The sequence below is a fragment of the uncultured Maribacter sp. genome (assembly GCF_947500405.1).
In the GTDB taxonomy this organism is placed as follows: Bacteria; Bacteroidota; Bacteroidia; order Flavobacteriales; family Flavobacteriaceae; genus Maribacter_B.
The window spans coordinates 198,587-213,601 of record NZ_CANMRY010000002.1; the positions used below are offsets into that span (position 1 = coordinate 198,587).

11 protein-coding genes are annotated in these 15,015 nt (G+C 31.2%); 4 read left to right on the plus strand and 7 right to left on the minus strand.

Annotated features, from left to right (window positions below; genetic code table 11):
- Positions 1-19 precede the first annotated feature (19 nt).
- From Q0945_RS03045 to Q0945_RS03060, 4 genes are read right to left on the minus strand one after another with little or no spacing between them, the layout of a single operon-like run.
- Positions 20-1,159: a Gfo/Idh/MocA family oxidoreductase gene (locus tag Q0945_RS03045; RefSeq protein ID WP_299430648.1), complete on the minus strand. Its 1,140-nt coding sequence runs from the start codon at positions 1,157-1,159 to the stop codon at positions 20-22.
- A gap of 37 nt (positions 1,160-1,196) precedes the next feature.
- Positions 1,197-2,429, minus strand: coding sequence for an MFS transporter (locus Q0945_RS03050; RefSeq protein ID WP_299430650.1), 1,233 nt, complete (start codon positions 2,427-2,429; stop codon positions 1,197-1,199).
- Positions 2,430-2,474: 45 nt separating this feature from the next.
- Positions 2,475-2,918, minus strand: coding sequence for a DinB family protein (locus Q0945_RS03055; RefSeq protein WP_299430652.1), 444 nt, complete (start codon positions 2,916-2,918; stop codon positions 2,475-2,477).
- Between the two features lie 12 nt (positions 2,919-2,930).
- Positions 2,931-3,923, minus strand: a complete 993-nt coding sequence (locus Q0945_RS03060) for a sugar phosphate isomerase/epimerase family protein (protein ID WP_299430654.1) — start codon at positions 3,921-3,923, stop codon at positions 2,931-2,933.
- A gap of 169 nt (positions 3,924-4,092) precedes the next feature.
- Here Q0945_RS03060 and Q0945_RS03065 point away from each other — a divergent pair, with 169 nt between their 5' ends.
- A complete protein-coding gene (locus Q0945_RS03065) occupies positions 4,093-5,808 on the plus strand; it encodes a GMC family oxidoreductase (protein ID WP_299430656.1) in 1,716 nt (571 codons plus the stop codon).
- Positions 5,808-6,458 (plus strand): gluconate 2-dehydrogenase subunit 3 family protein, encoded by a 651-nt coding sequence (locus tag Q0945_RS03070; RefSeq protein ID WP_299430658.1) that lies wholly within the window; start codon positions 5,808-5,810, stop codon positions 6,456-6,458. The genes Q0945_RS03065 and Q0945_RS03070 overlap by 1 nt, the downstream gene beginning before the upstream one ends.
- Before the next feature lie 537 nt (positions 6,459-6,995).
- Here the strand turns inward: Q0945_RS03070 and Q0945_RS03075 are convergent.
- Both Q0945_RS03075 and Q0945_RS03080 read right to left on the minus strand, forming a co-directional pair.
- Complete coding sequence (locus Q0945_RS03075; RefSeq protein WP_299430660.1) at positions 6,996-9,488, minus strand: ribonucleoside-diphosphate reductase subunit alpha; 2,493 nt, start codon at positions 9,486-9,488, stop codon at positions 6,996-6,998.
- 132 nt (positions 9,489-9,620) lie between these two features.
- Positions 9,621-10,607: a ribonucleotide-diphosphate reductase subunit beta gene (locus Q0945_RS03080; protein ID WP_299430663.1), complete on the minus strand. Its 987-nt coding sequence runs from the start codon at positions 10,605-10,607 to the stop codon at positions 9,621-9,623.
- 1,114 nt (positions 10,608-11,721) lie between these two features.
- Between Q0945_RS03080 and Q0945_RS03085 the strand changes: the two genes are divergently transcribed.
- Both Q0945_RS03085 and Q0945_RS03090 read left to right on the plus strand, forming a co-directional pair.
- Positions 11,722-12,456 (plus strand): LytTR family DNA-binding domain-containing protein, encoded by a 735-nt coding sequence (locus Q0945_RS03085; protein ID WP_299430665.1) that lies wholly within the window; start codon positions 11,722-11,724, stop codon positions 12,454-12,456.
- A gap of 20 nt (positions 12,457-12,476) precedes the next feature.
- Positions 12,477-14,408, plus strand: a complete 1,932-nt coding sequence (locus tag Q0945_RS03090; RefSeq protein ID WP_299430667.1) for a tetratricopeptide repeat protein — start codon at positions 12,477-12,479, stop codon at positions 14,406-14,408.
- On the opposite strand, the gene Q0945_RS03095 is transcribed toward Q0945_RS03090, so the two are convergent.
- Positions 14,398-14,970 (minus strand): DUF3109 family protein, encoded by a 573-nt coding sequence (locus Q0945_RS03095; protein WP_299430669.1) that lies wholly within the window; start codon positions 14,968-14,970, stop codon positions 14,398-14,400. The genes Q0945_RS03090 and Q0945_RS03095 overlap by 11 nt on opposite strands.
- Between the last annotated feature and the right edge of the window lie 45 nt (positions 14,971-15,015).

Here is a 15,015-nt window from a genome sequence, read left to right on the forward strand (position 1 = left end):
ATAAATTATTATCCCTAGTTTAAGATTCTAATTTAACCCAAGTATTACCTGCTTTATGAGATGCTACTGTAGCTTCAATAAAATTCATTCCACGAACACCGTCTAACATAGTAGGAAACTCTCCGTCATTATAATTTTCCCCTCTAATTGCTTTGGCTGCTCCTAAATAAATATTAGCCATAGAATCAAAAATACCCTCTGGGTGTCCTGGAGGTAATTTTGTTCCTCCTAAAGATAAATCGGAATTATACGCATGCCCTGGTTTATATACCTGCATTGGTTCAGTATCACTCAGCTTATATAAGAAATTGGGTTTTTCTTGTTCCCACTTAAAAGCGGCTTTCTCCCCATAAATTGCAATAGTTAACCCATTTTCTTCTCCTGTAGCAACTTGACTAGAACGTATTAATCCTTTTACATGATTATCCATACGCACTAGAACAGTACCATCTACATCCATCTGGTTATCTTCATATAAATAATTAAAATCAGACAAAATAGTATCTATTCGTAATCCTGTAGTATACTCAATTAGATTAAAAGCATGTACTCCTATATCACCTATACAAGAACTAATACCTGCCTTTTTAGGGTTTAATCTCCAAACAGAAGAACGTTTTTCATGATCATGGATTATGGTATTTACCCATCCTTGATAATAAGAAGCATCTACTTTATGAATTTTTCCTAAAGCTCCAGATTTAATCATTTCTCGCATTTGACGTACCATTGGGTATCCAGTATACGTATGCGTTAACGCAAAAACTGCTCCTGATTTTTTATGTGCTTCTTGTAATATTTTTGCTTCTTCTAGACTTGTTGTCATTGGCTTTTCACAAATAACATGAAAACCATTATCTAACAACTTTTTTGCCATTGGAAAATGTAAAAAATTAGGAGTAAGTATAGAACAAACTTCTATTCTTTCTTCTTTAGGAAGTTTCATTTCTTCCTCTATAAAAGTGTCAAAATCTTTATATATTTTATTGGTAGGAACATCTATTTCTTTAGCAAAAGCCATATTTGCCTCAAAATCTTGACTAAATACGGCACCCGTTATTTGATAATTATCATTTATATGTGATGCTACTCTATGTAATACTCCAATAAGAGAATCTCTGCCTCCGCCAAGAATTCCTAACCTAATTTTTTTACTCATCAACTTATATTTAATTATATACTTTTTTTAATATAATTTATGCAATAGCATCTTCTCCGTGGCCAATTCTATTTTTTTCAATCTTATTACGCATAAAAAATAAAATTCCAAATAACACAACTAGTGCTAATGGAAAGAACACTACTATTGCTAAAACAGCCTTACCTGCTGCAATTTCTGCTAAAGCTCCAGATAAACCAGATGCTAAAGCATTATTCTTTTCTTCATCTAACCAAGAACCAATTATGGGGTTCCACATTGAGGTAGCAAACATTCCTGCCCCACCAACTAGAGACATTCCTAATGCACCTGTTTTTGGCAAGTATTCTGATACAAAACCAATCATAGTTGGCCAAAAGTAACAAACTCCTAAAGCAAATAATGCCGCTGCAACATATATCATAGAACCATCCACTATACTCATAAGATAAATAGCTACACTAGTAATTATTGCAGACATCCAAAGAACCCCTGCCGGGTTTAATTTATGTATAATTGGTCCTGCAAAAAATCTACCTAAAGCCATAATACCTGTTACTAAGGCTAATACTAACATAGGGCTAGCACCTGAGCTACCTAAAATAGTTTCTATCCATTGTTGTGGCATAAACTCAGAAACGGCAGTTAATGTCATGCAAAGTGCCATAAAAATAAATAATGGATTTGCTAAGGCTTTTATATTATTAGATGTGTTGGATTCCATATTTCTACTTTCAGGAAATTTCTGAGTAAATATTAAATATCCGTAAATTAATGTAGGTATTAGCATAGTAGCTATTAAGGCTTGCCACCCCATACCAGCATCTGTTAAAAATTTAGTTACTAATGCCCCTATAACAAGACCCCCAGGGAACCAAACATGAAATTTATTTAGCATTGCTGTTCTGTTGTTAGTATACATTTTTGCTATCAATGGATTACATGCTGCTTCTACAGAGCCATTTGCAAAGCCAATAAAGAAGGTTGATATGATTAACGTCCAGAAACCACCTGCAAAAATGGTTAGTAACAAACCTAATATATGGCATATAAAAGCAACTATCATTAATTTTTTAGCGCCAACAGTATTATAAAGCAACCCTCCAAGAATCATTGCAAGAGGAAATCCTAAAAAAGCCATACTATTTATCCAACCTAATTCTTTATTAGAAATTTCAAAATCTACTCCTAATTGATTTAAAATACCTGCTCTTATTGCAAATGTCATAGACGTTACAATTAGAGAAATACAGGCTGCTAAAAATATTTGGTTATTATTCACTTCCTTCATTTCCTTATATATTTAATTAGTTGGTGTTGCCGTTAAGTTCTAAAACTATCTTTTGTAAATAGCATAATCTAGAATGAGAGGGTCTAGTCCCTTTTTCCTAAAGTTTTTTGCTATTTGTCCTCTATGTTGCGTAGAGTGGTTTATAATATGAAATAACATGTCTTGAAGTGTATTTGTAAAAAGCCGTCCTTCAGAACTTTCATAATCTATTCTATCCTCAAAATCATCTGTATTACTAGTAATTTCAAAAGAATTTCTTTGATTTTCATAATGAATATCCTCCCACTCTTTAACATCATGTAATTGCCATTCAGAATATTTAGAAGAAACTTTTAATATTCTACTATTCCAGATATGATGGGCATTTAAAATATGACTAAATAGTTTAATCGTATTATCGGGAACAGTTTCCATTGCAATACACTGCTCTATTATTTTTTTATTGCAATAAAAATTATAATCAAACATCTGATTAAAAAAAACCTTCATAATACCTATTAATTATTTAACTTTTTTAGAAGCACTTACTAGTAATTTTTTTGTTGCTAATATACCTTCTTCTTCTCCTAGTACTTTACCTTCGTATTCTACCCCTATAAAACCTGTATACCCTGCATCTTTAACAATTTGAAGCATTTTTACGTAGTCTATTTTAGTTTCATTTCCATTAACATCAAAATCGCGCGTTTTGGCGCTAACTGCTTTGGCTCTAGGCATTAATTCTTTTACCCCTATGTATTTGTCATATTCATTTGCACAACCCTTAGACCTATCTTTTTTATCATTTCTTTGGATGCAAAAATTACCAAAATCTGGTAAGGTTCCACAGTTATCCATATTTACAATCTCCATAACTTCTGCTACTAAAGCTCCATTAGATGAAAGACCTCCGTGGTTTTCTACTATTATATTTATATTCTTTGTTTTAGCATAAGTTGCTAATTGTGTTAAACCATCAACAGCATTTTTTTTCCATTCCTCAGGAATATCGCTACCAGCTAAATTTACTCGTATAGAATGGCACCCCATCGCAGCTGCAGCATCTACCCATTTATAATGTTTTTCTATTGCAATTTTTCTTTCTTCAGTATCAGAGACTGCTAAATTTCCTTGACCATCTATCATAATAATCAAATTTTGCATCCCATGCTTTTTTGCTTCCGCATTACATTTTTCTACAAATGAAGTCATTGCTTCTTTGGAGTAATTGGCTTTAGATAATTCTGGGTTATATAATTGGCTTACATATTCCAAACCACTAAAGCCCCATTTTTTTGCTTTTTCTGCAAATGTATAAGGATCCACTCCTTTTTCTTTTATCATGGTATGTATAGACCACTGCGCTAATGATAATTTAAAAAAAGGATCCGCATTAACTACTATATTTTCTTTTTCTGAAGTTTCTTTTTTTACTTCTTTGCAAGAATATGCAATAGCAATTAAAATGACTACCAATAATTTAATTCTAGTGTTTTCAATACTATTCTTTCTCATATCTTTTTGGTTCTATTTTTTCGTTATATGTCAAAAATAGTGGTATTTACCGTATTGCACAATTGCAAAATACTACAACGTTATAGTATATAATTCATAATTTTTAAGAGAAATAAATACATAAAATTAATTTAATATTTAATAAATTTAGGAATTAAATAATTAATACATGAGCAAAGTTTATTATAACGAAGGGCAAGATTTTTACGATGCAATTGTTGTTGGGACTGGAATAAGTGGTGGATGGGCAGCTAAAGAACTGTGTGAAAACGGTTTAAAAACCTTAGTTCTAGAAAGAGGTAGAATGGTTACTCACATAAAAGACTATGAAACTGCTCATAAAGATCCTTGGGATTTTCCAAATGGTGGAAAACCTACACAAGAAGAACTTGCTAAACAACTAAAACAAAGTAGAACAGGTTACACTACTAAATCTGCTAGTTCTATGTGGTTTGTTAATGATTTAGAGCACCCATATAATGAAACCAAGCGTTTTGATTGGATGCGTGGTTATCATGTTGGTGGACGTTCTTTACAATGGGGAAGACAAAGTTATCGTTTAAGTGATATAGATTTTACTGCTAATAAACGAGAAGGTATTGCAGTAGACTGGCCAGTACGTTATAAAGATATTGCTCCTTGGTATGATAAGGTAGAAGAATACATAGGTGTTAGTGGAGAAAGTTTAGGTTTAGAACAATTACCTGATGGTAAATTTCTTCCAAAAATGGATCTTAATTGTGTTGAAGAACACTTAAAAGAAAAAGTTGCTGAAAATTTTGATGGAAGGGTTGTGACTACTGGTAGAGTTGCCAATATAACTGGGAATAAAGAATTTGATGGCAGAAGCAAATGCCAATTTAGAAATAGATGTATAAGAGGGTGTCCTTTTGGAGCATACTTTAGTAGTTTATCTTCTACACTACCAGCTGCAGAACGTACAGGAAACATGACTTTAAGACCAGACTCTATTGTTCATGAAGTAATGTATGACCCTAAAACAAAAAAAGCTACTGGTGTTAAAGTAATAGATAGGGTAACCAAAGAAAAGCTTGAGTTTAAAGCCAAAGTAATTTTCCTTTGCGCTTCTGCAATTGCATCTACCTCTATTTTAATGCAATCTAAATCGGATAGTTTCCCAAATGGTATGGGAAATGCATCTGACCAATTAGGACGTAATATTATGGACCACCATTTAAAAGTTGGCGCTAGTGCTAAAGTAGATGGTTTTACTGATAAATACTACAAAGGAAGAAGACCCAATGGCATATACATTCCAAGGTTTAGAAACTTAGGAGGAGAAAGTAATAAAAAAGAATACAAAAGAGGTTTTGGCTACCAAGGTAGAGCCTCAAGAAATAACTGGGAAGATTCTATTGCAGAACTTTCTCATGGTAAAGATTTAAAAAATGCTATTTTAAAGCCTGGCGGATGGAATTTTGGTCTTATGGGATTTGGAGAAGTTCTTCCAAATGAAGAAAACAGATTTACTTTAGATTACGATAAAAAAGACCAATGGGGCTTACCTACAGTTACTTTTGATGCAGAATTAAAAGAAAATGAACGCAATATGCGTAAAGACATAAAGCAATCTGCTATAGATATGTTAATTAAAGCTGGTTTTAAAGACGTGAAAGGCTTTGATGACACCTCTGCTGCACTTGGATTAGGAATTCATGAAATGGGTACAGCACGTATGGGAAGAAACCGTAAAACGTCTGTATTAAATGGTAATAACCAATTACATGATGTAAAAAACGTTTATGTTACAGATGGTTCTTTTATGACATCGTCTAGTTGTGTAAACCCATCATTAACTTATATGGCATTTACAGCCAGAGCTGCTAATCATGCTGCTGAACAATTTAAAAAAGGAAAACTATAATGGATAGAAGAAAAGCGCTAAAAAATATGGGGTTGTCTCTTGGTTACGTAGTAGCCACACCTACCCTACTAAGCATTGTTCAAAGTTGTAAAACCGAAAAGGTATTAGAATGGACTCCTGATTTTTTTACAAAAGAACAGGGGGTAACTCTAATCTCCCTAGTAGATTTAATTCTACCAGCAACAGATACTCCTTCTGCTTCTGAATTACAAGTGCATTTATTTATAGATAAATTTTCTAAAGAAGTAATGCCTAAAAAACAGCAAGATGTTTTTAAAACTACATTTAATGTATTTACTAAAACAGCATTAAAAGATTCTGGAAAAGAATCTCTAGGAGAAATAACCGCAGCTAATTTAGATATGTCTTTATCTAAAGCATTAAAAATAAGTAAAGGACAGCAAAAAGAAAATGATAAAGCTATTATAGCTTATAACAATGCTATTGCTACTCAAAATAGTTCTGCTATTCTTACTGATGATGTTGCATGTTATGCTTTTGCCAGTAAGTTAAGAGGACTGACTATTTGGGGTTATAAAACCTCTGAATATGTTGGAGAAAAGGTTTTAGCCTACCTACCAATACCTGGAGAATATATAGCTTGTGGTGATGTAGAAGAGCTAACACAAAATAAAGCCTGGTCTTTATAGATTATAACACAAATTTTGAAGTAAAAAGTGGCTTATCTTATCTAAGCCACTTTTTTAATTTATGCCCGTGAATAAGTACTAGGCAAACCTACGAAGTCTTCATAAGAAAACAACTTATAAAATTTGAAGCAAGCTTTGGAATCTTTAAATTATTCAGTGAGTATATCATTTACTTTAAAAGCAATAGATAATATTTTTAAATTGTAAGATTTTTCTTATATTTGTTGTTAACATTAAAGTAATTTCACTATATACTATTAAAAAATAGTACATTAACAAATTTTTAATAGTATAATTTGTAATTTTTTAATAACTATACCGTTCTAATAAATATACATTAAAATTTATAATCATGGACAACTATATTATCATACTGGCTTTGTACGTGATGGCATATATATTCTCTTTAGTATTTAAGCCATACTTCAAAAAATAAAAATAGTAGCATTTAGTATATTTTATACTATTAAAATAAATTATACAAAAAAGCCCTAGTAAAATAATTTACTAGGGCTTTTCTTGTAGTATATAGATTTTTTAAGAACCACACATTAAACAATCATCATCAGCTTGCCCTTCTTTAGCTCTCGCAATCATTTCCTTCATTTCTTCAGGGGTTAATGGTTGCACATCTAGTTCTGGTTGCACAACCGTAGTTGCTGCTTTTACTTCCATAGATACTGCTTCTGCAGCCGTTGGTGCTGGTGTAGCAGCTGTTACCTCTGCTTCTGCAGCTACGCTTACAGGAACTTCTTTTTTCTTTGTATTGTCTAACGTAAACTTAATTGCATCTACTGCTGCTTTAGTACGTAAATAATACATTCCCGTTTTTAAACCACTCTTCCACGCATAAAAGTGCATAGATGTTAATTTAGAATAATTAGCATTCTCCATGAATAAGTTTAAAGACTGACTTTGATCAATAAAGTAACCTCTATGGCGACTCATATCAATAATATCCTTCATACTTAATTCCCATACTGTTTTGTATAAATCTCTAATATCTTGAGGAATAGTTTCTATATGTTGTATAGATCCATTTGCACGCATTAGCTCTTGCTTCATGTTTTCATTCCACATACCCAAATCTACCAAATCTTCTAATAAATGCTTATTTACTACAATAAATTCTCCTGAAAGTACTCTTCTTGTATAAATATTAGAAGTATACGGCTCAAAACACTCATTATTACCTAATATTTGAGAAGTAGATGCTGTTGGCATAGGAGCTACTAGTAAAGAATTACGAACACCATTCTTTAATACATCTTTTCTTAATTTTTCCCAATTCCATCTTCCAGAAAGCTCCTCATCTTTAATTCCCCAAAGATTGTATTGGAATTCTCCTTGTGACATTGGAGAGCCTTCATAAGTAGAATATGCTCCTTCCTCTTTTGCCATTTCCATTGAGGCAGTTACCGCTGCAAAATAAAGCGTTTCAAAAATTTCTTGGTTTAATTTTTTTGCATCATCACTTGTAAAAGGCATGCGTAACATAATAAATGCATCTGCAAGACCTTGCACGCCCAAACCAATAGGCCTATGGCGCATATTAGAATTTTCTGCTTCTTTTACTGGGTAATAGTTTCTATCTATTACTTTATTTAAATTCTTTGTAACCCTTTTTGTTACTTTAAATAATTCTTTATGATCAAACGCTCCATTTTTAACAAACATTGGCAACGCAATAGAAGCTAAATTACATACAGCTATTTCGTCTGGAGAGGTATACTCCATTATTTCTGTACATAAATTAGAAGAACGGATTGTACCTAAATTTTTTTGGTTACTCTTACGGTTAGCTGCATCCTTGTACAACATATAAGGTGTTCCTGTTTCTATTTGAGATTCTAATATTTTCTCCCAAAGTTCACGAGCCTTAACTGTTTTTCTTCCTTTACCTTCTGCTTCGTACTTTAGGTATAAGGTTTCAAACTCTTCACTATGTTTTGTAAATAAACCAGGGCATTCGTTAGGACACATTAAAGTCCAATCTTCATTTCCTTCTACTCTTTTCATGAATAAATCAGAAATCCACATAGCATAAAACAAATCACGAGCACGCATTTCTTCCTTACCGTGGTTCTTTTTCAAGTCTAAGAACTCAAAAATATCAGCATGCCAGGGTTCCATATAAATAGCAAAACTACCTTTACGTTTTCCTCCTCCTTGATCTACATATCTTGCAGTATCATTAAAAACTTGTAACATTGGAACTATACCATTAGATGTACCATTAGTTCCTGCAATATAGGATCCTGTAGCTCTTACATTATGTATAGATAACCCTATACCACCGGCAGACTGAGATATTTTAGCTGTTTGCTTTAAAGTATCGTAAATACCATCTATACTATCATCTTTCATTGCTAAAAGAAAACAAGAAGACATTTGTGGTTTTGGAGTACCAGAGTTAAAAAGCGTTGGTGTAGCGTGTGTAAAATATTTTTTTGACATTAATTCATAAGTTTCTATAGCTGCATCTAAATCATTTAAATGTATTCCTATAGAAACACGCATAAGCATGTGTTGCGGGCGCTCTGCAATTTGACCATTTATTTTTAATAAATACGAACGCTCTAATGTTTTAAAACCAAAATAATCGTAGCCAAAATCTCGGTTATATATTATAGTCGAATCTAATTTTTCTGCGTTTTCAGATATAACATTAAAAACCTCATCAGATAACAACGGAGCTTCTTTACCTGTTCTAGGGTTTACATACAAGTACAAATCTTTCATTGTCTCTGAGAAAGATTTTTTTGTGTTTTTATGTAAATTAGATACAGATATACGGGCAGCTAACTTTGCGTAATCTGGGTGCGTTGTAGTCATTGTTGCAGCAATTTCTGCAGCTAAATTATCTAGTTCAGAAGTTGTTACTCCATCATACAAACCTTCAATTACTCGCATTGCTACTTTAAGTGGATCTACTAAAGCATTTAATCCATAACAAAGTTTACGAACTCTTGCCGTAATTTTGTCAAACATTATTAGTTCTTTTCTTCCGTCTCTTTTTACTACATACATATTGCTACAAGGGTTTAAATGGTACGTTAAATATTAGGGTCAATTGGTCATTAAACCAGCCTAATTAGTTTTATTGTAGGTTTTATAATTAAATATGGGGTACAAAACAACAAACTAATGTTGTTCTATTTATCAGAAATCAGCGTCGAAACTAATTTTCTGAGAGTCTTCATCATCCTCTGTATTTAACACGCCAGCTTTTTGGTATTCTGAAACGCGTTTTTCAAAGAAATTAGTTTTTCCTTGTAAGGAAATCATATCCATAAAATCGAACGGATTGGTAGAATTGTATACTTTATCACATCCTAATTCTACTAATAAACGATCCGTAACAAATTCAAGATACTGGGTCATTAACTTAGCATTCATTCCTATTAAACTAACAGGAAGAGATTCTGTTATAAACTCTCTTTCTATATTAAGAGCATCTACTAAAATCTCTTTTATTCTTTCTTTTGGGACTTTATTTATAATATGATGGTTGTGTAAATGCACAGCAAAATCACAATGCATACCTTCATCTCTAGAAATTAACTCATTAGAGAAGGTTAAGCCAGGCATAAGGCCTCTCTTTTTTAACCAATATATAGAGCAAAAAGAACCTGAAAAGAAAATGCCTTCTACTGCTGCAAACGCTATTAAACGCTCTGCAAAACTTGGAGACTCTATCCACTTAAGAGCCCAATCAGCTTTTTTCTTAATTGCTGGAAAGTTTTCTATTGCCTGAAAAAGTTTTGTTTTTTCCTTATCATCCTTAACATAAGTATCTATTAATAGAGAATATGTTTCTGAATGTATGTTTTCCATCATTATTTGAAAACCATAGAAAAATTTTGCTTCCGAATATTGTACTTCATTCACAAAGTTTTCTGCTAAATTTTCATTTACTATACCATCTGATGCAGCAAAAAATGCAAGAATATGCTTTATAAAATAACGCTCATCATCACTTAACTTATTATTCCAATCTGTTAAGTCTTCATGCAAGTCTATTTCTTCTGCCGTCCATATACATGCCTCTTGCTTTTTATACCAATCCCATAAATCATTATGTTGAATTGGAAATATTACAAACCGATCTTTGTTTTCGGCTAAAATGGGCTCAATGGATACAGACATAATAATTTGTGATTTTTATATTTTATACAACTAGGAAAAAAACCTCCCACTACGGACTAACAAAGATGTAAAATTAACACCAAATTTTAAGGTCTATTTAAGCAATATGGTCACAAAGTTTTTAACACACAATGTTGAAATGTATGTTGACTAGCAATGTTTATTAGCCTTTACAAAGAATTGATTTTTGAAATAAAAATAGACTTAAAAAAATAAACCAAAAAGTATAAATTTTTATACTTTTTGGTTTATTAAAATTGGACTCCTAATTAACGTAAAGCCCTAACAACCAGTTATTACCAAAATACGGTTCCCCAATGCAACTAATGAAAGATAAATATTACAATTTAGCTGATTTAGGTAGTTCCCCCGAAACCTATTCTCAACAATATTCCAATTTCCAACTGGTTGGTTTTGGTTTTAATTGTAATAATACACTGTACAGCAAAATTTTAAAAAATTGCTTAAGAACCGTAACTTTTAAATTTGGTAATATATAGTTAAATATTATAATTATTTTTATTTAGTAATAATTACAAAATTATAACATTTAAATTATCTTTTAAGACGGTTTTTCCTTCTATTTTTAAGAATTTCTGTACTAAATTAGTATAATATCAGTATAATGAAACAATTTTAGATAATGCAAAAACCGCATTTCATCCTAAAGTATTACAACTACATACTTACTTTTTGAATTCAATTTCCGCTACTACAGTATTTTGTAAAGATAATTTCTTGTCATCATCATCAACAAAAGCCGCAAAAAGCAATAGTAAAAGCAGAAAAACAAACATTAAAAGGCACCTTTTCATTTTATAAAATAATTACAAATTACTTACTCGGGGAACTTAAAAAGCTTAGTAAATATACTTTAATAGGTATTTTAGAACTCTTGAAATGTATAAATGGTAATTAATTTTGTATATATGGAAATATTATAAAAAACAAACATTTAACATTTGTAGTTTATTACTTACCAATGTAACCGTTTTTGTGTAAAAAATTCTTCCTTACCATTTACACTTAATTACAAACCATTAATACATATTTATATAATAAATTACATAATAATTATATTTTTGGTTACCTTACTTAAACGCAATATTTAACTATGCTAAAAGCTGTAATTGTAGACGATGAAATTAAAGCCTTACAAAGCTTATCTTGGGAGCTAACAAACTTTAGTAAAGAAATTAATGTAGTGGCTTCTTTTACAGATCCATTTAAAGCATTAAGTTATTTAGAAATAAACACTCCTGACTGTTTATTTCTAGATATAGAAATGCCAACCATGGACGGTTTTCAATTTATTCAAAAATTACAGAATAAAAACTTCCCTGTTGTAATTACTACCGCGTATAATCAATACGCAATAAAAGCTTTAAAAAATGAGGCTTTAGATTATTTACTAAAACCTATAGATACCGACGATTTAGAAGAAACAATTGTCAAAATAAAAAAATTTAATACCAGAAACTTAACGGTAGATAAATTAGAAAAAATTCTGTTAAATTTTAACTCCTCTACAAATACTAAAAAAATCACTATTAATACAGATGGCAAACTACTGTTCTTAGAGAGTAATGAAATTTTATATGCAGAATCTGACGGGAATTACAGCACCATTTTTTTAACCGACGGTCAAAAAATAGTCCTTACAAAAAAATTAAAAGAAGTTAATGAGTTACTACCCCCAGATACTTTTTTTAGAATTCATAACTCCTATATTATTAACCTAAATAAAATTAAAGAATTTTTAAAAACCGATGGGTATGTAATCTTAAATTCTAATCATAAAATACCTGTATCTAGACAAAAAAAATCTGATTTTCTAGATTTGTTATAAACCAACAAAACCAATAAGCCTTGCTACAGTCTAAACAAATTTTTACATTTTTTTTTCTTCTGTTTTATTCCATTAGCAGTTATACTCAAGAAGTATCTTCAGAATTTATTTCTTTAAGTGATAGTCTTATAAAGGCAGAGCCAAAAACGTATAGAGAGATAGATAAAATATTAAGACCTAAAAGAAAAGACACTGTACACATGCGCTATTTTGCAAATACCGCAGAAAGTAAAGGCTATTTTATAGGGCAATCATATGCCTTAAATCAGTTAGGGAGAAGGTATAGAGCATATTCTCAATTTTCTAATGCAATTGCGTTACACAATAAAGCATTACAAGCTGCAAATAAAGATAAAAATTTAGAATTTAAAGTGTTTAGCCTAAATATGCTTAGCGTTGTATACCGCAGAACAGATGCTATTAAAACAGCCTTAGATTATAGCCAAGAAGCCCTAGAACTAGCTGAAACAGTAAAAAATCCATCAGATGGTTTAAAAAGGAGTATTAATGTTTCTTTAAATGGAATAGGTAATATATACCAAACGCTAGAGCAATATGATTTAGCCATTAAACAATTTAAAAAATCTATGCTTTTAGAAAAAGAATTGGGTAATGAGCTAGGTATTGCAATAAACCATCAAAACATTGGAGAATGCCAAGAGTCTCAATTAAATTTAAATGCAGCTCTAGAAAATTTTAAAACATCACTTTATTATAACAAAAAAATAAATAACGCAATGGGCTTAATTATTTGCAAGAATAGCATAGCTCAAATAAATATAAAACAAGAAAAAACAAAAGAAGCTATTGCTATTTTAGAATCTACTTTAATTGATTCTAAATCCTTAGGAGACCAATATGTTACATCTGCTGTGCATATAAATTTAGGAACCGCATTAATGCATATTAAAAATTACAAAGATGCCGAAAAGAACATGCTAACAGGTTTGCAATTGGCAAAAAAACATAACCTGCCAAGCGGTATAATTAAGGCAAATTTAAACTTGTCAGATTTATATAACAAACAGGGAAAATACAAAAAAGCTTTAGAGTATTACAAAGTAGCGCAAGCTTTTGATGAAGGAATAACAAACGTTAGAAATTTACGGTATGTAAATGATATGATTATTAGGTATGATACCGAAAAGAAAAGCAGCCAAATTGAAGTACTAGCCAAAGAAAATGAAATTGTAAAACTAAAATTAAGAAAAAACAAAACCACCCTACTTATTAGTGCTTTTGCACTAACACTACTTGCTGGTATTTTCTTTATACTTTACAGACAATACCAATTAAAAAACGAAAAAAAGCTTCTTACCCTAGAACAAACTATGTTACGTAGCCAAATGAACCCCCATTTTCTTTTTAACTCCTTAAATTCTATTAAGTTATACATAATAAACAATGAGAAAAAAAATGCGGTACACTATTTAAACAAGTTCTCTAAACTGGTTCGTAAAATATTAGAAGCGTCTTCTTTAAAAGAAATTCCTTTAGCAGAAGAGTTAGAAACAGTAGACCTGTATATGAATATTGAAAATATTAGGTTTTCTAATGAAATTAATTTCACCATTTCTATTGCTGAGGATATTGATACGCATACTATTAAAATACCATCATTAATTTTACAACCTTTCCTAGAAAATGCACTTTGGCACGGGCTTTCTTCTAAGGAAGGAGAAAAAAAAATACAATTAAACGTTCATAAATGTAAAGACGGGTTTATACATATAGAAATAACAGACAACGGAGTTGGAAGAGTAACTGCCGAAAAAATTAAAAAGAATAAGGTTCTTAAAAGAAAATCTGTTGGAATAGATATAACCAAAGAAAGATTAACAAATTTCTCTAGAGATTATCAAAACTCATTTAGTCTTGAAATTATAGATTTATATGATAAAAATAAAAAACCTTCAGGAACTCAAGTAATATTACACATACCTACTTTCTAATATGCTCTTTTGCCACCTCTTCTAGCTCTGCATACCATGCCTCTCCAAATTTACGTATTAGAGACTCTTTTACAAATTTATAAATTGGCACTTTTAATTCGTCTCCAAAGGCGCAAGCAGGGTCACAAATTTCCCATTTGTGATAGTTTACAGCTGTTAGTTCTGTATACTCTTTTACTCTAACTGGATATAAATGACATGACACCGGTTTTTTCCAATCTATAACACCATCATTATACGCCTCTTCAATACCACATTTAGCAATCTTTTTATCATCAAAAATTACATATGCACATTCACTTCCGTTTACTAGAGGAGTTTCCCATTCGCCATCTTCTCCTTTTATAAAAGCCCCTTGTTTTTCTATTTCTATAACACCTTCAGAACGTAAATAAGGTTTTACTTTGCTATAAATATCCACCATTATCTCGGTCTCATTATCTGCAACGGGAGCTCCTGCCTCACCATCAATACAACATTGTCCTTTGCAGGCATTAAGATTGCAAACAAAATCGTTCTCTATTATCTCTTCAGATACTATGGTTTTACCTATTTGAAACATATAATTTAATAAAATGCCAAGATACGTTTTCTTATAAATTCTTTT